The 18,525-nt window shown below is 66.4% G+C and carries 28 protein-coding genes and 1 pseudogene; 3 read left to right on the top strand and 26 right to left on the bottom strand.

The window, feature by feature from the left end:
- Positions 1 to 36: 36 nt before the first annotated feature.
- A pseudogene (locus tag HW532_RS22245) lies at positions 37 to 336 on the bottom strand (phage virion morphogenesis family protein); the annotation flags it as partial.
- On the opposite strand from HW532_RS22245, the gene HW532_RS22240 reads away from it, so the two are divergent.
- Positions 236 to 442 (top strand): hypothetical protein, encoded by a 207-nt coding sequence (locus tag HW532_RS22240; RefSeq protein ID WP_246479309.1) that lies wholly within the window; start codon positions 236 to 238, stop codon positions 440 to 442. The pseudogene HW532_RS22245 and the gene HW532_RS22240 sit on opposite strands and share 101 nt — an antisense overlap.
- On the opposite strand, the gene HW532_RS19160 is transcribed toward HW532_RS22240, so the two are convergent.
- The 5 genes from HW532_RS19160 to HW532_RS19140 form a co-directional block, all read right to left on the bottom strand.
- Positions 439 to 855: a gp436 family protein gene (locus HW532_RS19160; RefSeq protein WP_213162000.1), complete on the bottom strand. Its 417-nt coding sequence runs from the start codon at positions 853 to 855 to the stop codon at positions 439 to 441. The genes HW532_RS22240 and HW532_RS19160 overlap by 4 nt on opposite strands.
- Positions 856 to 952: 97 nt before the next feature.
- Entirely contained in the window at positions 953 to 1,258 is a 306-nt protein-coding gene (locus HW532_RS19155; protein ID WP_213161999.1) for a hypothetical protein, read from the bottom strand.
- A gap of 12 nt (positions 1,259 to 1,270) precedes the next feature.
- A complete protein-coding gene (locus tag HW532_RS19150) occupies positions 1,271 to 2,164 on the bottom strand; it encodes a Mu-like prophage major head subunit gpT family protein (RefSeq protein ID WP_213161998.1) in 894 nt (297 codons plus the stop codon).
- Between the two features lie 16 nt (positions 2,165 to 2,180).
- On the bottom strand, positions 2,181 to 2,594 hold the full coding sequence (locus HW532_RS19145) for a hypothetical protein (RefSeq protein WP_213161997.1): 414 nt from the start codon (positions 2,592 to 2,594) through the stop codon (positions 2,181 to 2,183).
- Positions 2,595 to 3,572 carry a phage protease gene (locus tag HW532_RS19140; protein WP_213161996.1) on the bottom strand — a complete coding sequence of 326 codons (978 nt, stop codon included), beginning with the start codon at positions 3,570 to 3,572 and terminating at the stop codon, positions 2,595 to 2,597.
- Between the two features lie 221 nt (positions 3,573 to 3,793).
- Here HW532_RS19140 and HW532_RS19135 point away from each other — a divergent pair, with 221 nt between their 5' ends.
- On the top strand, positions 3,794 to 4,387 hold the full coding sequence (locus HW532_RS19135; RefSeq protein WP_213161995.1) for a hypothetical protein: 594 nt from the start codon (positions 3,794 to 3,796) through the stop codon (positions 4,385 to 4,387).
- Between the two features lie 50 nt (positions 4,388 to 4,437).
- Here HW532_RS19135 and HW532_RS19130 read toward each other — a convergent pair whose 3' ends face one another.
- Positions 4,438 to 5,148 (bottom strand): SOS response-associated peptidase, encoded by a 711-nt coding sequence (locus HW532_RS19130; protein ID WP_213161994.1) that lies wholly within the window; start codon positions 5,146 to 5,148, stop codon positions 4,438 to 4,440.
- A gap of 13 nt (positions 5,149 to 5,161) precedes the next feature.
- Positions 5,162 to 5,455, bottom strand: a complete 294-nt coding sequence (locus tag HW532_RS19125) for a hypothetical protein (protein WP_213161993.1) — start codon at positions 5,453 to 5,455, stop codon at positions 5,162 to 5,164.
- 131 nt (positions 5,456 to 5,586) lie between these two features.
- On the opposite strand from HW532_RS19125, the gene HW532_RS19120 reads away from it, so the two are divergent.
- Positions 5,587 to 6,081, top strand: coding sequence for a hypothetical protein (locus HW532_RS19120; protein WP_213161992.1), 495 nt, complete (start codon positions 5,587 to 5,589; stop codon positions 6,079 to 6,081).
- Positions 6,082 to 6,212: 131 nt separating this feature from the next.
- Here HW532_RS19120 and HW532_RS19115 read toward each other — a convergent pair whose 3' ends face one another.
- From HW532_RS19115 to HW532_RS22235, 18 genes are all read right to left on the bottom strand, one after another.
- On the bottom strand, positions 6,213 to 7,388 hold the full coding sequence (locus HW532_RS19115) for a phage head morphogenesis protein (protein ID WP_213161991.1): 1,176 nt from the start codon (positions 7,386 to 7,388) through the stop codon (positions 6,213 to 6,215).
- Position 7,389: 1 nt separating this feature from the next.
- The gene (locus tag HW532_RS19110; protein WP_213161990.1) at positions 7,390 to 8,964 is read right to left on the bottom strand and encodes a DUF935 domain-containing protein; all 1,575 of its coding nucleotides are present in this window, start codon (positions 8,962 to 8,964) and stop codon (positions 7,390 to 7,392) included.
- Positions 8,964 to 10,604: a terminase large subunit domain-containing protein gene (locus tag HW532_RS19105; RefSeq protein ID WP_213161989.1), complete on the bottom strand. Its 1,641-nt coding sequence runs from the start codon at positions 10,602 to 10,604 to the stop codon at positions 8,964 to 8,966. The genes HW532_RS19110 and HW532_RS19105 overlap by 1 nt, the downstream gene beginning before the upstream one ends.
- Positions 10,601 to 11,182, bottom strand: coding sequence for a DUF3486 family protein (locus tag HW532_RS19100; RefSeq protein WP_213161988.1), 582 nt, complete (start codon positions 11,180 to 11,182; stop codon positions 10,601 to 10,603). The genes HW532_RS19105 and HW532_RS19100 overlap by 4 nt, the downstream gene beginning before the upstream one ends.
- A 4-nt stretch (positions 11,183 to 11,186) precedes the next feature.
- Positions 11,187 to 11,480: a VpaChn25_0724 family phage protein gene (locus tag HW532_RS19095; RefSeq protein ID WP_246479308.1), complete on the bottom strand. Its 294-nt coding sequence runs from the start codon at positions 11,478 to 11,480 to the stop codon at positions 11,187 to 11,189.
- Positions 11,481 to 11,482: 2 nt separating this feature from the next.
- Positions 11,483 to 11,809, bottom strand: coding sequence for a DUF2730 family protein (locus tag HW532_RS19090; protein WP_213161986.1), 327 nt, complete (start codon positions 11,807 to 11,809; stop codon positions 11,483 to 11,485).
- Positions 11,810 to 12,000: 191 nt separating this feature from the next.
- Positions 12,001 to 12,252, bottom strand: a complete 252-nt coding sequence (locus HW532_RS19085) for a hypothetical protein (protein ID WP_213161872.1) — start codon at positions 12,250 to 12,252, stop codon at positions 12,001 to 12,003.
- A complete protein-coding gene (locus tag HW532_RS19080) occupies positions 12,249 to 12,641 on the bottom strand; it encodes a winged helix-turn-helix domain-containing protein (RefSeq protein ID WP_213161985.1) in 393 nt (130 codons plus the stop codon). Before HW532_RS19080 ends, HW532_RS19085 begins: the two co-directional genes overlap by 4 nt.
- A complete protein-coding gene (locus tag HW532_RS19075; protein WP_213161984.1) occupies positions 12,638 to 13,696 on the bottom strand; it encodes an N-acetylmuramidase domain-containing protein in 1,059 nt (352 codons plus the stop codon). Before HW532_RS19075 ends, HW532_RS19080 begins: the two co-directional genes overlap by 4 nt.
- A gap of 117 nt (positions 13,697 to 13,813) precedes the next feature.
- Positions 13,814 to 14,410: a hypothetical protein gene (locus HW532_RS19070; RefSeq protein ID WP_213161983.1), complete on the bottom strand. Its 597-nt coding sequence runs from the start codon at positions 14,408 to 14,410 to the stop codon at positions 13,814 to 13,816.
- A gap of 159 nt (positions 14,411 to 14,569) precedes the next feature.
- Complete coding sequence (locus HW532_RS19065) at positions 14,570 to 15,160, bottom strand: SH3 domain-containing protein (RefSeq protein WP_213161982.1); 591 nt, start codon at positions 15,158 to 15,160, stop codon at positions 14,570 to 14,572.
- Between the two features lie 26 nt (positions 15,161 to 15,186).
- Complete coding sequence (locus tag HW532_RS19060; protein ID WP_213161981.1) at positions 15,187 to 15,585, bottom strand: hypothetical protein; 399 nt, start codon at positions 15,583 to 15,585, stop codon at positions 15,187 to 15,189.
- The gene (locus HW532_RS19055; RefSeq protein ID WP_213161980.1) at positions 15,582 to 15,797 is read right to left on the bottom strand and encodes a hypothetical protein; all 216 of its coding nucleotides are present in this window, start codon (positions 15,795 to 15,797) and stop codon (positions 15,582 to 15,584) included. Before HW532_RS19055 ends, HW532_RS19060 begins: the two co-directional genes overlap by 4 nt.
- A gap of 70 nt (positions 15,798 to 15,867) precedes the next feature.
- Positions 15,868 to 16,530 carry a regulatory protein GemA gene (locus HW532_RS19050; RefSeq protein WP_213161979.1) on the bottom strand — a complete coding sequence of 221 codons (663 nt, stop codon included), beginning with the start codon at positions 16,528 to 16,530 and terminating at the stop codon, positions 15,868 to 15,870.
- Positions 16,527 to 16,967, bottom strand: coding sequence for a thermonuclease family protein (locus tag HW532_RS19045; RefSeq protein ID WP_213161978.1), 441 nt, complete (start codon positions 16,965 to 16,967; stop codon positions 16,527 to 16,529). The genes HW532_RS19050 and HW532_RS19045 overlap by 4 nt, the downstream gene beginning before the upstream one ends.
- Before the next feature lie 11 nt (positions 16,968 to 16,978).
- Positions 16,979 to 17,632 (bottom strand): DUF3164 family protein, encoded by a 654-nt coding sequence (locus tag HW532_RS19040; protein ID WP_213161977.1) that lies wholly within the window; start codon positions 17,630 to 17,632, stop codon positions 16,979 to 16,981.
- The gene (locus HW532_RS19035) at positions 17,622 to 18,305 is read right to left on the bottom strand and encodes a helix-turn-helix domain-containing protein (RefSeq protein WP_246479307.1); all 684 of its coding nucleotides are present in this window, start codon (positions 18,303 to 18,305) and stop codon (positions 17,622 to 17,624) included. Before HW532_RS19035 ends, HW532_RS19040 begins: the two co-directional genes overlap by 11 nt.
- The gene (locus tag HW532_RS22235) at positions 18,295 to 18,525 is read right to left on the bottom strand and encodes a hypothetical protein (protein ID WP_246479306.1); all 231 of its coding nucleotides are present in this window, start codon (positions 18,523 to 18,525) and stop codon (positions 18,295 to 18,297) included. The genes HW532_RS19035 and HW532_RS22235 overlap by 11 nt, the downstream gene beginning before the upstream one ends.

Raw genomic sequence — 18,525 nt, 5'->3', positions numbered from 1 at the left:
CGCCTCGTTGTCGGCCGAGAGCCCCAGGAACGGCCGCGCGGGGATCGTCACCTCGCGGGCGAAGATCGTCTCGCCGCCGATCTCGAAGCTCAGCGCCTTTGCGTTTCGCGGCTTGATGGTCATCCCGAACTGGTGGACGTCCGCATGCTCCCAGGCGGAGCCCCACTCGACCTCGTCCGAACCGACGCGGCGATAGCCGATGGAGTCGCGCAGGTGCCGTCCGGTCTGAAGCAAGATGGAGGTGCCGGCCCGGTTCGGCGCCCAGGGCGTGCCGTCCGGCGCGGTCTTCTCCTCCTCGATCCGCCGGCGCGTCTGGCTTTCGCCGGTCGCGCCGATGACGTCGAGGAGGTCGCCGGTCGGCAGCTCGGCAAGCCGGTCGATGGCCGCGACCGCTTGCGCGAGCCCCTCGACATCGGCCGATATGGAGACAGACGACATCTAGAGCCCCCTTTCGCGGCGGAACAGGCGCTCGGGCGCGTCGAGCTCGGGAAGGTCCGGGGCGGTCGCCTCGGGCGTGCCGGCGGGGACATCGAGGGCGGCGCGGCCGGCGGCGACGTCCTTCAGCCAGTCGTGAGCGTGCTTGTGGCGGTAGGAGATCTCTTCGGTGAGGAGATCGGCGGTCGAGGCGAGGCGCCAGAGCGCGATGTCGACGGCGAGCGTGACCAGCACGTCTGGCACCGTCGACAGCGGCAGAGCATGGCGCGCCGCGATATAGGAGTTGATGAAGGCTGTGGCATCGGAGAGCGCGGCGGCGATCCGCGCGGTGTCGCGCGCATCCGCCTCCATGTTCCAGGCGAGACGGTCGAGCTGGCCCGGATAGAGCCGGTCGATATCGGCCTCGGTCGCATAAGCCATGGCGGCTTCTCACCTCGCTGGACGAAAGTGCCCCCGGCGCACGCCGTCGCCGGGGCCCAAGTGGAGCGGCTGACGGCCGGCCGCTCCGGGGAGAACCTCAAGTCTCGGGCTCGCCGCCCGCCTTGCGCGTGGCGACGAGCTGGGGGTCGGCCTCGATCGCGGCGATCTGATCGGCCTTGAGATCGCCAAGGGGGATCCGGACAGCCGCCCGCCCGAAGGCGAAACCGGCGCGCCGGCGGCGGTCCTGCCGCGCGGTGACTTCCAGCACATCCGTGCCGGCCCCTGCCTCGTTGCCCTTTGCGGAGCCGGCCGTATCGCCGGCTCCGCCCTGGGCTGGCGGCTGGGGTGCATCGGTGGTGGCGGCTTTTGTTTCAGCCGCCTTTGTCTGGGATTTCGCTGCCATGAGGGCCTCCGGTTACGCGAGCCAGGGCACGACGAGCAGCTCGGCCGTCCCCGCCCATTTGTTGCTCTCGCCGCCATTGACGAGCATGGATTTGATGATGTCGCGCCCGGCGCCCTCGTTGCCCGGCCCGACGACCAGGAGATTGGGCATCAGGCCGAGCGGACGGCCGTAATCGCCCTTCATGGAGGTCAGCGCCGTGCGGCCCGTCTCATAGTTGGCGGGGGTCAGCGGCTGGGCGGAGCCCCAGCACATCTGCCAGAAGCCGAAGCCGGTATTGAACCGAGCATCTGTCCCGTAAACGAACTCTCGGTTCATGAAGACGTTGTCATCCTTCGGATCGTCTTTGGCCACGAACTCGAAATCCTTGCGCTTCTGGAGGATGACGGGCTTGAGCGGACGGTTGGCTGCCATCAGGAACCAGGGCGCGCCGGCGCCGCCATCGGTATTGGCGACGGAGACCTCGTTGCCGTCCTCGTCGAGCACCGGATGGTCGGTGTCGAAATAGGCCTGCCCGTCATAGCAGGGCAGCTCGAAGCCCTTCTTGAGCGTGGAAAAGGTGATCAGGTCGTAGTGCGATCCTGCCGACTGGCCGATCTCCTCGAACATCGGCTTGTAGATGCCGAGATTGTCGGTCTCGATGTCGTCGCGGTCGACCGAGATGGCCAGCTCCCAGGGCTTCTCCTTGATGGCGTAGTCGTGCTCCTGGAGGTTCTGGAGCGCGCGCGGGCCGATCCATTCGCGCACATTCGGCAGCTTGCCCAGCCAGCCGTATTTCTGTTCCTTCGTCGAGGCCGGTACGACCGTGGCAACGCGGGTGTACTGCGACGGCGCCTGGCCGAGGCCGGCCTGGAAGGACGATTTGAAGCCGACGCGAATGGCGTCGAGATTGGTCCTGTTGATCAGCATGGGGGTGTCCCTTGAGTTAGACGACGCCGAGGCGGACCCAGACGCCGAGCGCGTCGATATTGACGACCGGGCCGGCGACGGAACGCGTGCCGCCGCCATCGGCCGCGGAGACGGTCTGGTCGTCGACGACGTAGCAGTCGGCGCCGATATGGGTGCGGTCGACCGGGTCGGCCCCGTCATTGGCGAAGCGGAAGATGCCGCGCCGTGTCGGCACGCGGAGATCCGCGTCCGCCCCGTCGCGATTGTCGATATGGGCTTCCGCCCGGCCGGCCGCGGTGAGGTCGGCGGCAGCGGCGCCCGGCACGGCATGGCCGGTGGCGTCCAGGCAGACGATGGAGCCGGCATAGATCCGGACACCGCCCTTCGTGTCGTGCTCGTCGATATCGCCGGCCGCGCGCGGCGTGTTGCGGTCTCGTGTCAGCGCCGTCATTTATCGGGTCTCCTCGTCCCTGGACTTCGCGAAGTCCTCTTCGGTCATGCCGAGCTGGCGGCAGACGACCGTCTCCGCGTCGGTCAGCGTGCCGGCGCCGCCGGGCGCATCCTTGTCGTCGAGGCCGGACTTGGCGACGACCTGCGGGGCGCTCTCCACGAAGGTCTTGAGCCGCTCCAGCCCGCCCTCCTCGCGGGCCGTGGCGACATAGAAGTCGCGATTGGCCGGGGCGATCTTGCCGGCGGTCACCGCACCGTCGACCAGCGCGGCGATCTCCGCCTCGCGGGTCTCGTTGTCGCGGTTGGCCAGCGTGGTCTCGGCGGTTTCGGCGCGGGCGACCACGGCGTCGTAGTCCGCGCGGGGCACGAACTTGTCCAGGCTCGGCGTTTCCGCGCGGGCCTGGGCGGTGTGAAGGTCGCCCTTCAGCTTGCCGACGGCCTCGAGCGCATCGGCCTTGGAGGCCTCGGGCTTCAGGCCCAGCGCCTCCAGGAGCTCCTTGTCCATGTCTGGTTCCTCGGTGGTGGTTTCGCGTGCAAGGGCCGGCATGACGAGCGCCGGCCGGTTGACCAGCCCCGCGCCGATAATGCGCAGGACGCGGTTGGTTTTCCGGTGCTGGAGCATGCTCGGAGAAACGTAGCGATACTCGCGCCCCTCGACGGAGGCGCGGCCGCGCTCGGTCCACTGGACCCGCCCCCAGATGGCGCCGTCGCGCTCGGCGAGCTCGACGATCCAGCCGGCCGCCGGCGCGATCCCGCCATCCTCCGCCCGTCGGTCCTGGGCGTGCTCCCAGTCGATCGGCAGATCGAGACCGGCCTCCATCGACGCCGCGATCACGGCGGCGGGATCGTCCAGCCGGAAGGTGCGCCCGTCGACAGCGCGGCTCTCGCCGGCCGGGACGAGCTGCACCCAGTCGGGTGCTGCCCCTTCGGCGGCCAGGGCGAGCAATGCGGGAAAGGCGGTTGCGGATCGCGTCGTCATGTGGCCAGAATGGCGACAGCCGCCTGGCCGAATGCCCCCGACAGATGTCGGGGTCGAACCGCCCGGATACGGAGCGGGCCGGCGCTCTCTCCCCACGATAGCGATTGAAGGCAAATCGAAAGCGTTTGAAAGCGGGTGCGGCGGTATTGATGGGCAATGTAGCCCGGAAGCCCATATCCGCGCTGACAGGCCATTCCGTTGGCGGCGACAGGGAGAGTCCGATGACCGACGAGCTATCGCAATTCTATGATCTTATCGAGATTGATCGATTGCCATCACGTGTGCGGAGGTTCGTGCAGCAGGAACCTCCAAACGGCTTGGAATCGACATTGTGCTATTACGCACACGCTTATGCCAATGGCTTTGAGGTGCTCCTCGCGGAAGCGAAGAAGCGTTGGCCGCGCCAGGATTATCTACAAATCCCTGTGCTCTATCTGGCCAGACATTCAATTGAACTGAATCTGAAGGCCGCTATTGAGCAATTTCGGACGAACGATCCAACTCCACCACAGAAGATGGAGCATAACCTTATGGCGCTGTGGCGCGATCTTTGCGATTACGGCGCACGGTGGTCGGGCGAGCCGTTCGATGACGAATACACCGCGCACTGCGAAAAGCTATTGGTTCGATTCCACGAAATCGACAAAGATGGCCAACGCCTTCGCTACCCGTTTTCCAAGCAGAACAAACTGTTCGACATTACGCGCGTGAGCGATTTCGACGAGGTGTTCTTAGCTCACTGGCACGTGACGAACTATGCCGGGTCCACCGTGACAATGCACCATGAAGCGGAGCAAGGCTTTGGGAGCGTCTAGGGGCCCGAGAGCGCTGTGCGCTTGCCGAGCGACTAAGATCGATCCAATCTCTAGTTATGCTCCAACGGGTCCAGGATCGACGGATCGTCGTTCACTGGCTTGTTCACCCGCGTCGCGATTGGCCACATGATCATGAGCTCAGGCGGGTACGGCTTGAGCAGGTCGCGCGGATCCGCCTCGGAGCCGAGCCAGCGCTCGTAGTCCTCCGGCGCGACGACAACCGGCATGCGGTCATGGATCTCGGCCATCAACGCGTTGGCCCGGCAGGTCACGATCGCGAAGGTCTTCACCTCCAGGCCGCTCGCGGGGTCGCGCCAGTATTCGTAGATCGCGGCGAGCGCGAAGGGCGAGCCGTCCGCCATGGCGATGGCATAGGGCTGCTTGGCTTTCTCTCCCTTGACGGCCTTCCACTCGAAGAACCCGTCGACCGGCATCAGCGCGCGCCGCGAGCGATACGCCGCGCGAAACATTCCATTGCTGGCCACCGCCTCCGCCCTGGCGTTGATGGGCTTCGGCCCGCCTTTCGGATCGCGCATCCAGCGCGGTATCAGCCCCCAGCGCGCCAGCACGAACACGCGGCCCGGCATGTCCAGCTCGGCGATGATTAGCGGGTAATCTCTCCCCGGCGGGCCGTTGTAGGTCGGGCCGATATCGTCAATGTCGTCGCCACCGTCGCCGCCCTCCCGCTCGGCCGCGCGATCCGCGGCAAATGCGGAGACGAGTTGCCTGGCACTCGATTTGGAGAAGACGCGGCCGCACATGGTTCAGCTCCCGTTATCGTTTCCGCTCCACGACGACGATCTCGCCAGAATAGAGGCAACCGAACCTGTCCTGAAAGGCCTGGGCGTGCTCCATCGACGTGAAGCAATAGCGCGAGGTGTGGAAGATCCCCTCCGTCCGCCGATCGCGCCCGCCGCGCTTCTTGAAGGCATAGCCGCGCTCGCGCAGGAAGGTATAGATATCGTCGATCTTCCGGCCCAGACCGTTGGGAGGAATGACGATCTCGACCTGGTAGGGATAGCCCCGGTCGATCTGGCTCCTCGTGATTTCGCCCTTTCGACGGGTCATTGGACATTCCCGAGCATGCTACAAGGCTGCCTCAGTGTATGCCGTACGGGAAGGCGCGGTATAGCGGCTATGCTCCAGTTGGGCGCGTAGCGCGCGGACGCGGCTAGCAACCTGCACTTTGGAGGGATGTGATGACTAGCGACTCAGAACGAGACAACGAGTGGTATAGGGCGAAGCTTCGTCGCGAGGAGCAAACCTGGCAGTGTCGCAAGGAGCTCTATGTTCACTGTGACCGGGCCACGGTGGATATCGGCACGGTGGCGCTGCGCTCGGCAATTCTCGTCAATGCGGGCGCCGTTGTCGCGTTACTCGCTTTTGTCGGGCAACTTTGGGGTACGGGGGATGCAGTTCTGAGCGCAGTGTTCGCGGCGATGAGGCCGTTTGTGTGGGGATTGATCGCAGCCGTATTCGCCAGCGGCATTGCATACACCTACCAGTTTCTCGTGACCTGGCACGCGATGTATGAGTGGCGAGAGGTTTCTGCGGATGCGAAGCTGTCCGGCCCACCAAAGTGGTTGACCCGAACTGCCGTCCTCGTCGCCATTGTGACGGTCCTATTGGTTACTTTTGCATTTGTTCTTTTCGCCTATGGCGCGTTCTCCGTTTCAACCGTTCTGGTCGGCTGAATCTCGCTCAGTTTCGCCCGAGAGCATACTGTTGTTTTCGCCGTCGAGCGAATGTACATTGTGATCCAGCGGCCGTGCGAAATCGAAGGTGCCGGTGTCTCACCGCGGAGGGGTCGCGTCCTCCCGGCCGCTTACTCCTCTTCCCCCGCTTGCTTAAGCTTCTTCAGCATCCGGCGCCGGCTGGTCGGGTGCAGCGTTCGCACATAGAGATAGCCATCCCGCGATCGGCCGATGGCGAGGAACCAGAGCTGGCCCTCGATATCGAGATAGACATTGCGCGCTGACGTATCGTGGACATCGGCCACGATACGCCCCCGGTCGATCATCTCCTGGACGAGCCCGACGCGATCGAGGGCGAACTTGTGCTTTGTCGTCTTGAGCGCGGCTGTGTCGTTGGAGACGACGACCAGGGAGCTGCGCGATTTCGTCTGTTCCGCTAGCACAGGCGCCACGGCGACGGGCATGTGGACGCGCTCCGGGAGCTTGGTCACCACCGCCGGCAGCGGGCCGGCCCACAGGTCGCGGATCTGGTCGCGGGCGCGGTCCGGGCCGGCGGCCTCGAGCGTCTCGACCGTCTTGCGGAGCAATGTGCGGGCGCGCGCCTTTCCGGGATTGGTCTGCCAGCCCGGATCGATCCCGACCGGGACGTCCGTCACCTCGCCGGTGCGGCGATTGCGGAAGGGTTTCGTCTCCACCGCCGGCGGTTCGGAAACGCCGCGCCGGCGGGCCTCTCGTCTCGAGATCTGGCGCACGGCGCATTTGCAGCCCCAGCCATTGGGCGGATAGTGCGTGTTCCAGAACGGATCGTCGACGGGAAGGACCGTATCGGCCCACTGGAGATGCTCCTGGCGGGGCTCGGCCGAGGTGGTGCGGACATAGAGGAGATAGGGCAACGCGGCCTTGGTGCGCTGGATCCGCTCCCACTGGCCGGCGGCGCGGGCGGCGCGCATGTTCGACCAGAAGATGGTCTTGAGCCGGCGCGGCTTTGAGAAGTCCACCACGCTGCGCTCGCCGGTCACCGGATCGACGACGGTGCGCCGGCCCCACCAGCCGAGCTTGGAGAGCTCGGTCTGGATACCCGCCTTCCAGCTTTCGAAGCCCTGGCCCTTCGCGATCGCGCGTTCGATGGAGCCTCGAAAGCTCGTCAACACGTCTTCCTCGACGGCCTTGGCGACGGTGAAGGCGTAGCCGTGCTCCTCGCCCCAGACATCCAGCCAGGAGAAGGCGGGCCTGAGGTTCTTGGACGTGAAATAGTCCCCGACCTCGGGCGCGACATTGGCGGGCGTGCGGAAGCTCTCAGCCCTCATCTCAGTCGCTCACATCGCCGAGGCCGCGCGAGATCGTCGTGAGCACCGCCAGGCGCCGGGCAAGCCTCTCGCCGTCCGGGTGTACGCTCTTGAGCCGTTCCTCCAGATCCTCGAAGGACGTGGCCTCCTCGACGGCCCTCATGATCGGCTCGACGAGCGGCGCGGCGATCTCCTCCCACGCGTCGAGCTCGTCCTCGGCCAGATCGTCGATCTCGTCGGGCTCGGCCTCCTCGCGGGCGAGCGTGCGGCCGTGGACCGGGCAGCCGGCGCCGTGCCGGGCGCGCGCCTCAACGGGCTGCGGATCCTCCGCCGGGGCGCTCCGGCCGGGAGGCTCCAGCAGCTCCTCGTCCTCGTCGGGATCCTCGAAGCCGATCTTGTCGCGGACGACGGACATCCCGACCTTGCCGCCGAGGCTCACAAAGGTCTTCGTCGCGTCCATCAGCGCCTTGAGGTCTTCCGGGTCGGGCACCGGCAGGGCCACGCGGGGATAGACTGGCCTCGGCCCGAAATTGAACGCCACGAAGGGCTCGACGAGCTGGGCGTTGATGGTGGCGGCGAGATTGCGGGCATCCGCCTTCTGGATATCGCGGCGGACCTCCTGGTGTTCCTTGGAGACCGCGTGCCCGCCGGAGATTGCGTCGGTGGTCGTGGTCTGGCCGAGCACGATCTTGGAGACCTGCTCGTCGAGATAGCGGCACTTCTTCTCAAACGCGTCGGAGCCGCGCGAGGCGGAGGCCTCGAGGATCTCGATCTCCATGCCCTCCGGCACGATGGCGGCGGCGTCGCCGGCAATGCCGCGCACCGCGCGCATCAGGGTGTGCTTCTCCTCCGCCGTCGCGCCGGAGCGGTATTTGCCCAAGCGCCAGGGGATGCCGTAGACCTCCAGAAAGGCCATCCAGTCCTTCGCCGTGAAGCCCTTGAGCATGAAGGACCACACCGCGATGCGGGCGAGCCCCGCCCGCCACGGCTTGCCCGTCTTGAGGCGGGCGAGGTGGACCATGAAGCCATAGGGGTTGAGGGCCACACCTTCCGGGTTGCCCTGGTCGCGCAGCATGACCGTCTTGCCGGTGCGGCGGTCGAACTGGAAGAACCACGGCTCGCGCCAGCGATACTCCGCCGGCACCCAGCGGCCCTTCTCCGTGCCCCAGACGATCTCCACCGCGGAGAAGCCCTTGCCGAGCGCGTCGGTCAGATCCTCCAGGGCGAAGGCGAAGTCCGGCCTGGCGATCAGCTCGCGCACCGCATCGGCGATCTCCTGGTCGGGCTTGTCGTCGGAGGCGGCGACGACGGTGGGTTCGATCAGCGTGAGCGCCCGGCGGCGGTTGCCGAGCACGGTGGCATATTGCGGCTCGCGCTCCTCGATCTCTTCCGCCAGGATCAGGAAATCGTGGAGGTCGCCCTCGTCGGCGCGGCGCAGGATGGAGGCGAGCCGGTCCGGCGTGAGGCCGGTGGCGACGGGCTCCGTCCAAACGCTGCGAATGCCGGTGAGCTCGGGCTCGGCCTGCGGCTCCATGAGGAGCTTGCGGCGGACGGGCCGGCCATCGGGGCCGAGGATCGGAGAGACGTGCTCGGCCATCACCAGAGCCCTCGCTTGGTTTGCCAGCTTTCCGGCCCGAGGTCGCCGCGCGGCGCCTGCCAGAAGCGGTCGGCCGACGAGACGCGCGCCGGCGTGTACTCATAGGCCACCGTGTCGTCTTCCGCCGCTGCCACGGCGAGCACGGCGGCGACGCCGGCATCGCCATGGCGCTGGCCGCCATCGGCACCCTTCGTCTCCGCCGTCTGCGGGATCATGGGGACGCCCCGGATCATGCGGAACTGGCGCAGATCGCTCTTCACGTCGGCATCGCGGGAGAACGCCATGGTGCGGTCCTCAAGGCGCGCCTTGAGCCGTGGCACATGCTCCAGATACCAGGGCTGGGAGAGCATCACGGCCTCGATGAGCATCGCGCCATAGCGCTGCTGGGCGTATTCGGCGAGGAACTGCCCGTTGCCGCGCCCGTCATGCTTGCCGCCGGAGAAGCGCGGCAGCCTGTCGACGATGCGGAACAGGATCTGTTCCTGTTGCCGGAAGGGAACGTTGCGCAGCTCCAGGATGAAGGGCGCGCGCAGGACGAGGTCCGCCCCTTCCTCGATCGGCCAGAAGACGGAGAGATCGCCGGAGCGCCCGAAGTCGAAGCCGTAATAGTGCCGGAGGTCTTGGGTCAGCAGCTTGAGCCAGGGATCGACATTCTCCGCCAGCCAGTCGGCGACGACGGACTCGCGCTCCGCATCGCCGAGCAGCTCGAAGCCCTTGGGGCAAGCGAGCCGCAGGACCGGCGCGCGCGGCGTCATGCAGGCCTCGATCAGCGCCCCGGTGAGGTAGACGCCGGAGCCCTGGCTCGGGATGCAGTCGAGCTCTTCCGCCGCATCCTCGCCATAAAAGGCGCGGATCTCGTCGCGCCATTTCGCCTCCGCCTCCGGCGACCAGTCGCGGCCCGTCACCATGCAGATGCGCTGATAGAGCCCCTGGTCCAGCGCGTCGTCGAAGGTGCAGCGCACCACCTTGCCTGGCCGGCGGCCTTCGCGGATCTCCTGGATCAACTGGTTGAACGGGTTGTCGACGCCATTGTGGGTGGAGATGACGAGCACCTTGCCGCCCCAGATGAGCAGCGCCATGGCGGCCTTGAGCAGCTCCTCCGCATCGTCGTGGAAGGCGAACTCGTCAAGGATGACATAGCCCTGGCGGCCGCGCAGCGAGCGGGGTTTGGACGACAGTGCCGCGATCTCGAAGCCGGAGGCGAAGGTGATCCGGAAGGCCTTGATCGCACGTTCCGCGCCGTTCGCGTCCTGCTCGACGAACAGGAACTCCTCCACCGCCGAGCAGGCCGGGGCGAAGGCCTTCGCCCACATGGCGCAGGTGTCGATGAACTCCCGCGCCATGTCGAGATTGTAGCCGAGATAGAGCACGTCCATGCCGCCGGCGGACTTTTGCGCGCCGGCGGTGAGCACGGCGTCCGCGCCGACGCCCCAGGTGGCGCCGATCCGGCGCGACTTGTCCGTGACGACGAGGGCATGGGCCGAGGTCGCCGCCAGCAGCTCCGCCTGATACGGCAGCAGGATCTCCGGCAGGGCCTTGCCGGCAAGCGGCTCCGGCAGCGCCTGGGTGGTGCGCCGGCGATGGGCCGCCCATTCCTCGGCCGTGACGGGGCCGGCCTCGGCGTCCGCGACCGCGCTCATTGCGACACTCCGAGGATCTTCGCCTTGATCGCCTCGACCGTCTCGGCGGTGAGGCCGCGCGCCTCCGCCACCTTGTCGACGGCGTCTTCGGCCTTCTTCGCGAACTCCGCCTCGACCTTGCGGCGCCGGTCGCTGGAGACCGACTGCGCGGAGACGGCGGAGTGCAGGGCGCGGGCGAGCTCCATCGTACCCTTGGGCGTGATGTCGCCGTCGCCTTCGAGGAGCTCGAAGACCAGCGTCTTGATGGTCTCCGCCACCATGACGGTCAGGTCGTCGGCCTGGTCGGGGCCGAGGCGTTCGGTGAGCGCCGACGCGATGGCGCGCGTCTCCTCCAGCCGGCGGGCGGAGGCGGCGAGACGGATGGCATAGCGGTTGAAGGACGACAGGGAGATCGGCTCGATCTCGGTGCCCATATCCGCCGCGAGTCCGACGAGGCGTTTGTTGAATTCCTCGCAGATATCGACCTGGGTGTGCTTGCGCGCGCGCAGCTCCTGCATCGCCCAGGCGACGATGGGCTCGGCCTCCTCCGGCAGTTGCTCGATGGCGGAGAGGCGCCCGCGTCCGGCGTGGCGGGCCATCGGCTCAGGCCTCCGGCCGGGAGGGCCGCTTGACGCCCTCGATGGCGACATTGCGGGCGAGGTGGCGCGCGCCGAGCTCGGTGAGCTGGGCCACACGCACCGAGCCCGCCTCGGTCACGGTTACCGCGCCCATCTCGGCGAGATAGGCGAGCTCCCCGTGCACCCAGGCGCGCATCCGCGAAATCCCGAAGGTCTCCAGCGTGACGCGCAAAAGCTCCGAATTGAGCTGCTCGTCGTCCTGCTCGGCCAGGGCGCGCAGGATGATGAGGCGGGCCTCCTCGCGGATGATGCGGTCCATGCTCATTTCTTGGCCTGCTCCAGCAGGAAGTCCTGCAGTCGCTCGGAAATCGAGGAGACCGGCTGGAGGCGCTCGCTCAGGACCGCGATCTCGCCGCGAACCTCCGACAATGTCAGTTCCATGCGCTGGGTCATGTCCTTCGACGGCAGGTGCTGGAGTGTGGTCTCGACTTGGTCGAGCTGGCGGTCGTGCTTGTTCACGCGCTTCTCCAGTGTGGCGATCTGCTCGGCATTGCCCCGCGAGCGCGCCGTGATCCAGGCATAGAGCGTGCCCGCGACCGAGACGACGAGCGCGAGCGAGGACAGCCAGGGCTGGATATCCGCCGCCATCAGGGATGCCACCTGTGGAGTCGATTGCTCAGCACTTTGCACTCCTTCATTCCGTGCTCCCGTTTCCGGGCCTCCAGCCGCACCGGCCGGCGCCATACATGTCGTGGATCAAGGTCTCGGCGACCTCGGCATCGCTCATCGCGTCGATCGTCTTCTCGCTCGGGCGATCGGCCTCGCTATTGAGGCACCAGTCATCGGTCGCGGGCCCATTTGCGCAGCCGGCGACGGCGCTCGTCAGGAGACATGCGGCGAACGCGTTCCTCCACATCTCGGCGCTCCTTTACGTGATTGAGGGTGTTTCGATAGGCGTCGCGACGGGCACTCAGATGTCCTTCACGGCGCCCCATGCCGAATGCCGCAAGCACGGAACCTGCGAAGACGGCGATGCCGATTCCGATCAGCGTCGCCGTGCGGCCGATCTTGGAGAACAAAGCCGCGATCATGCCGCCTCCGCTCCCACGATCCGGCGAACGCGATCCTTCGCGGCATCGTCGAGGACATAGCCGATCCCCCTGACTGTGCGGATCTCGACGCCGTGGACAGCGAGTTTCCGGCGCAGATTGAAGGCGTGAATATCGATGGTCTTGTCGTCGGGCCAGTCCTGCTTGCGGTCGCCATAGAGCGCGATCATGAGCGCTTCCTTGCCCATCACCTCGCGCGCCATCAACGCGCCGAGTAAACGGCTCTGCATGACCGTGAGCCCGAGGCGATGCTGGTACTCCTCCATGCGGCTGGCTGACCCGTAGAGAGCCTGCTCGAGCTGGCGCACCCGCTCACGCAGGATCTCGACCTCGTCCAGGAGTGTCGCGGCCGTGTCGGTGCCGCCCGTCATGCCGGATCCTCCGCATGGCGCCTGGTCGCCACGATCCGCCACACCACGATGCCGACCGCGAGCGAGACGGCGATACCCGCCACAAGCCCGGAAATCCCCACCGCCTCGGTGAGCGACCGCGCCATCTGCGCGACGTCGCTGCCCTGGCGCACCGCCGAGACCACCTCGCCGGTCGACATGCCCACCGCGACAGCACCGCCAGCGACGCCGGCCGCCTGTTTCTTGCGCCGCTCGGCCGCCTTCGCCTCAAGCGCCCGGTCGAGCGCATCGCGCGTCATCGGCCCGGCAATGCCGTCCGCGACGAGGCCGTGGTCTTCCTGGAAGCGCCGGATGGCGGCCTTGGTCTCGCGCCCGACAATACCGTCGACCGCAACCGGATAGCCGGCGGCGGCGAGGCTCTTCTGGAGGTCGCGGGAGAGATCGTGCTCGTCGGTCTGGCGGGCGAAGCTGCGATAGGCTGTCGCGAGCTTGGTGTGATAGCCGCCGGCCGCGTAGTTCGGGCCGTTATAGCCCCTCGCGAAGGCGCGCCAGTCCTGCCGGCGCAGCGCCCCGGAGAGCCCGAAGGTCTCGATATAGCGCACCATGAGCCAGAGCTGGCCGTCGAGCCCCGAGCGCGCCATCTGCCACATGGCCTCGACGGATTTGAAGCCGAGCTTGAGGCAGTGGTCGCCCATGACCTGGCCGAGCCCCATGGAGATGGAGCGCAGGGCGGCGTCCGTATCGATCTCCATGGCACGAGCGAGCAGCTCGTAGCGCGCCCGATAGCTCGACGGGTTCTTCACCGCGCCGGCGTCTGGATGCGCCAGCCCGGCGGCGACCGCGCGCTCCAGGAGGTGGGGCTTCCTGTCCGCCTTGCCCTTGAGGATGCGGTGGAAATAGTGCCCTTCGAAGCGAATGGGCGGCAGCTCCTCGCCATCCACGCGCCAGAAGGGCACGCCGGCGCTCTCCACCCAGGCGACGGCGAGCAGCGCGGCCGGCTCGAAGCCGCGCTCCATGGCGATGGCCTCGACGGCCTCGCGCGCCGCCGCGTCGAAAGAGGGTGTGGAAAGGCCCATGGGGTGCGCTCCGGTCACGTCGATCAGTTCGACTTAAGCCGAGCGCCATCCCGAAAATGCCCCCGACAGGCGTCGGGGGCGTACGCTACTTTGCCAGTGGTCAATGAAGCCGGCAACCTAGTCAACACGCGTCAACATCAGTTCTATAACTGCCGCAAACCTCGGATCCGGAGGATCAACCACGAATATTCGCGGTGGACCTGTCCGTTTGGCAATCCGGTAGCCGTCTATCAATAGCTCTATGTCAGCTATCTGACCCCATGTCATTCGTTCATTTTTCTCGGGGCTTTCGAAGACAACCGCCTTGTCTGTTACCAGCAGACGCCCAGTTGCCGTCACTTGCCACGATTTCTCAGTGCGAACCGAACCGCTACCGACGCGATATCGAACTCCCTTCACGATTGGAATGGAAACGGATGATCCTCGGGTGCGGTACGTGCCCGAACTCTTCAGTTCCATTCGGGCCGTATCTTCCTCCACTGCGAGCAGATTTTCCCTGCCCACAGGACGATAGCCAAAACTGGCGGGGTCCAACGGCGTTGATAACACCGTGTCCGAGTCGTTCAGGAGTGCCTGTCGTTCCCGTTCGATTGCGGCATTATACTGCTCTGCCTCTCTCCGCTTTTTCCTGCTGTTAAGAAACCCAACAATTCCCACCACCGCAATCACGGCACCCACCATGACTGCCCACTTCAGTATATCTACCGATCCCATGATTTATTCCCCCAGATACCCAGTCGAAATCGTAGAAAACGTGCGCCCAATTGGCAACTGAGCTATTGAACGTCTCGGGGATATCGTTGTTATACGGGCAAGGTGGATATAGTAGGCTCAGACTTCACCCGTAGACAAATCTCAAACCGAGATACAGCGCTAGCGGAAAGTCCGGCCAGTCTCGATATCGAGGTAAATTCTGTCGGAGCCGCTACGGCAGAGGGTGAAATAAACGCCGCTGCCTCTGCTGGTGGATCTCATCCATCCGCCCACATCCGTGAGGTCCTTTGCCGTACAGGTTCCAGACGCCAAGAGGCGTTCGGTGGCCTTCACGAATTCGTCTTGATGAATGGCGAAATCGTCCGAATGGCCGATTAGCTTCGCCGTGCCCTGGGCATTCTCGGCGGGATCGGCTGGACGGCGGGCCGACAGATACTTTGCGGAAACCCACTCGGCAAAGCGGCCGTCCTCGATGCCGTTGGATGGCACACAGGCCGCATTGCCGGAGGCGACATATTCGGAGCGGCCTCCCTTGCACGATGCGTCGTAGTACTGCGTAATGCGAACCCAGTCCGCCTTCCTCTCGAAAACTTGGGCGGACTCGCGGAACATCAGGGTGCCCACAATGCCGCAAGAGACCGCCGGGCAGGTCCTTCGGTTCAGATCGTCAGACGTTACCCACATCTGCTCCTGTGCAGCCAAGACAAGGGATGTCGACGCCAGCAGCAGCGCCACCAGTATGATCCTCATGATTTCCCCCCGAGCGAACATGTAGCTCAGAAGAGACTACCCTGTCTCGGGTCGTGGCGCGAACGTAGTCGCGCCCGGCGTCGCTCCACGGTGCGGCTGGTGTACCCCACCGCTCGGGCGATCTCGCTCGTCGGCCGGCCTTCCGCGATCATGCGGTCGGCAATCCGCCTCATCTCCGCGATGGAGCCCTGGGGCCCGAGCGGCAGGCGCAGCGAGATGCCGCCATGGCCGCTCGCGAAGTGCCGGCAGATCCTGTCCGCCGCCTCGCGGCCGACGCAGGCGGCGAGCCAGTGATCATCGCTGCAAGCCGCCGGAATGTAAACCTCCGTGCCGCCCCGTTCGGCGGCGAGCTTGAGCGCGGCCTCCAGGCCGGCCGTCTCGGCGATCTCGGCGAGGATGGAGGGCAGCCAGCCGTAGCCCGTCACGATGCACCCCTGACTTTCAGCTCGAGCTTCAACTGGCGCGCCGTGAGCTCGGCCAGGCGCGCCTGGAGCACGACACGGCGATGGCTGTGGAGCGGCAGGCGCGCCATGCGCGCGCAGATCGCGTCCCGCTCGCTTCGGATCCGCTCGATCTCGGCCAGGTCCTCCCAATGGAGGAGAGGCAACGCCTCCGTCCTGGCCGGCGCCCCCGTCATCACGCGGCCTCCTCCTGAAAGCGGATACCGCGCAAGATTGCCGTGGTCGATGCGCAGCGCCGCCTGCCCATCATGCGCTCCCCTGGCGCGCCGATCGGCGGATCGCCCGCCCGAGCTCGGAGGCCAGATCGTCGAGTTCGGTGTCGCTCAAGTCGTGGAACGATTGGGGAAGGTCTGCCGGCCGGCCGAGCACATGGAGCCGGCGGCGCTGCGCATCGACCACGGCAATCTTGCGCCAGCGGGCGGGCGACAGGCCAAGACTGCGCCGCTCGGCCGCCGGCAGATCCCATACAACATTGGCCTCGCGTGCGATCCAGCTCTTGAGCGCCTCGATCGCCTGCCGCGCGTCCATCGGATCGCGGACCCAGTTGAGATGGTCGATTCCGGTCTGGCGGCGCACGAAGGACACCAGGGCCCGGTCGGTGCGGTCGCGCACGAGGCCGAGGTTCCAGGCAGAGATCCACAGCGCCCGGCAGACCCCGGCATAGGGCCCGTCGAGTGCTTGCGCGCCTCGGGCGGGCTTCGGAGCGGCCTCGACACCGTGTCCGGGCCTGTTCGAGACCAGCTTGAGATGGTCGATCACCGCGATCGCCTCGGCCCGCGAGAGCGCCGTCGACGAGCGCTTGCCCGTGCGCGTCTCCAGCATGTCGCGATAGGCCTCCTCGTCGAGGCCGGCACGCGCCTTGAGCGCATGGATCGCGCCGATCTGCGCCTTGGTGACGGTCGCGGTCATTCCTCCGCCCTCCAGTCGTCGCCGCACCAATGCCGGGCGCGAGCCTCCCAGGCCTCGCGTCCGGGCTCCCAGCGCACCGCCAGCCCCTCGCGCACGAGGATGTCGCCGATATCCTCGTCGCCAACGATCAGACGCACGAGAGGCCGGCCCCACCGGTCATGCGTGCCCGAGCGGTCGATCACGACCAGCCGGTCGGCGATCAGCCGGGAAAGACGCTCCGCCGCGAGGTGACCGAGATCCTCCTCCACGTCGCAGCGCGGGCTGTCGATCTCAGGCGTGTCGATGTCGAGCAGCCGCATGCGTTGATCGCCGATCGCGATGGTATCGCCGTCGACGATGCGGATGCGCTCCCCGCCAACCGTCTCGGCAAAAGACGGTGCGAGCGAGCCCCCAAGCAGCGCGCCAACCGCGATCGTTCGTGCCAGAACGTCGAGCATCTCCGCCTCCCTCACGCCTTGGCGAGATCGATGGTGATGGCGCGCCATTGATCGTCTGGCCGGTCTCGCTCGTAAAAGCGGATATAGACCTTGGAGCCGACGACGCGGATCGCGTCGCGGATCGCCTGCATGGCCTGCTGCCAGCGGGCGTCCTCGATCTCCATCCGAAGCAGCATGAAGAGCTCCGCCCGGTTGATCTGGCCCTCCTTGTCGACATTGAAGGCGCGCGTGACGATGGCGCGGATCTCGCTACGCGCATCCTCCGACCATTCCGCCAGGCACTCGTCGACAAGGCTTTTGGCGACCTGGAGCTGCGGTCCGAACTCGATGAGGTCGGAGACCTGGACACTCACCTTCCTGGTGCCATCGAACGTCATGAAGGACTTGTTGCCCTTCGCGCCGCCCTTCGTGGCGCCGTATTCCTGGGCGAGCAGCGCCTCGAAGCTGCCCAGATCCTCGAAGCAGTGCCCCTTGAAGCGGGCGATCTGGGCTGAGAGCTCGGCGGCGTAGCCGTGGATCTTGCGCACGAGCTCGTCCTCCAGCTTCACGGCGGGCTTGATGGTCTCCACCGGCACGAGCGCGCCCTTGGCGTCGGGCATGTAGGCCTTCCCGGACACCATGACGGTGCCGTCGTCGGCCGGTGTGGTGGTGGTTTCAGTCGACATGTTCAGTCTCCCTTTCGAAAGTCTCGCGAAGGGCCTTCAAGCCCCGGTCGAGGCGTGCTTGAGCGCCGCGCTCGCCATGGGTCCATTGCGCCTGCTTGAGGGCGCGGTCGGCCTCAAGCACCTCAGCCACAGCGCGGTAGAGATCGAATTCGGATTCCCTGTCCCGAGGCTCGGACCGGAACCTCTTCATGGGGCCGGTCATCATCTTGGAGCTGTCTGTCAACTCCTGCGCGGACACCGCACTGGCGAGCGCCGTGATCTCGGGGATCGACACAATGGGCACGCCACGCGGCGTGGCGAGGATCCGCCTTGCAACGGCGACGGGATCGACGTCCTCCGGCCCGTTCGCATGAAACCGTGCCAGCGTCCGCGCCGTGGCCTCCACGGCCAGGACCACATCGTCGGTCTGTTGCCGGAAGTCGGCATCGCGCTCGCGCAGCTCGTCGACGACGCGCACGGCATGCGAGACTGTTGCGTGATCGCGACCGCCGACAAACCGGCCGATATCGGTGAGGGACCGTGTCGTGAGCCGTTTCGCGGCCCACATCGCCACCTGCCGCGCCCGCGTGACCCTTTGCGGCCGGCGGTGCGACAGGAGGTCGACGATCGAGAGGCCGTAAAACTCCGCAACGGCTTCCACGATCAGCCGGCAGGTGATCGGTTCAGGCTGCATCGTCGCCTCCTCCGGCGGTCGGTGCCGCCTTCTGCCGGCCGGGGAACGACACGACATGACCGCGTTCGCCCCGGAGCATCTCCTCCATGTTCCGGGCTTCGATCTGAAAGGCCGTGAGCGAGGCGACGACGGTGCGGACGGCCTCCGGCTCCATCGCCATGCCGTCCTGCTCATAGTCGCGAAACCGGTCGCGCAGGGCCTCGAGAGCGTGGCTCAGCAT

The organism is Kaustia mangrovi, from assembly GCF_015482775.1.
GTDB lineage: Bacteria > Pseudomonadota > Alphaproteobacteria > Rhizobiales > Im1 > Kaustia > Kaustia mangrovi.
The sequence above is the reverse complement of the archived record's forward strand: the minus strand, read 5'-3'. Positions and strand labels throughout refer to the sequence as shown.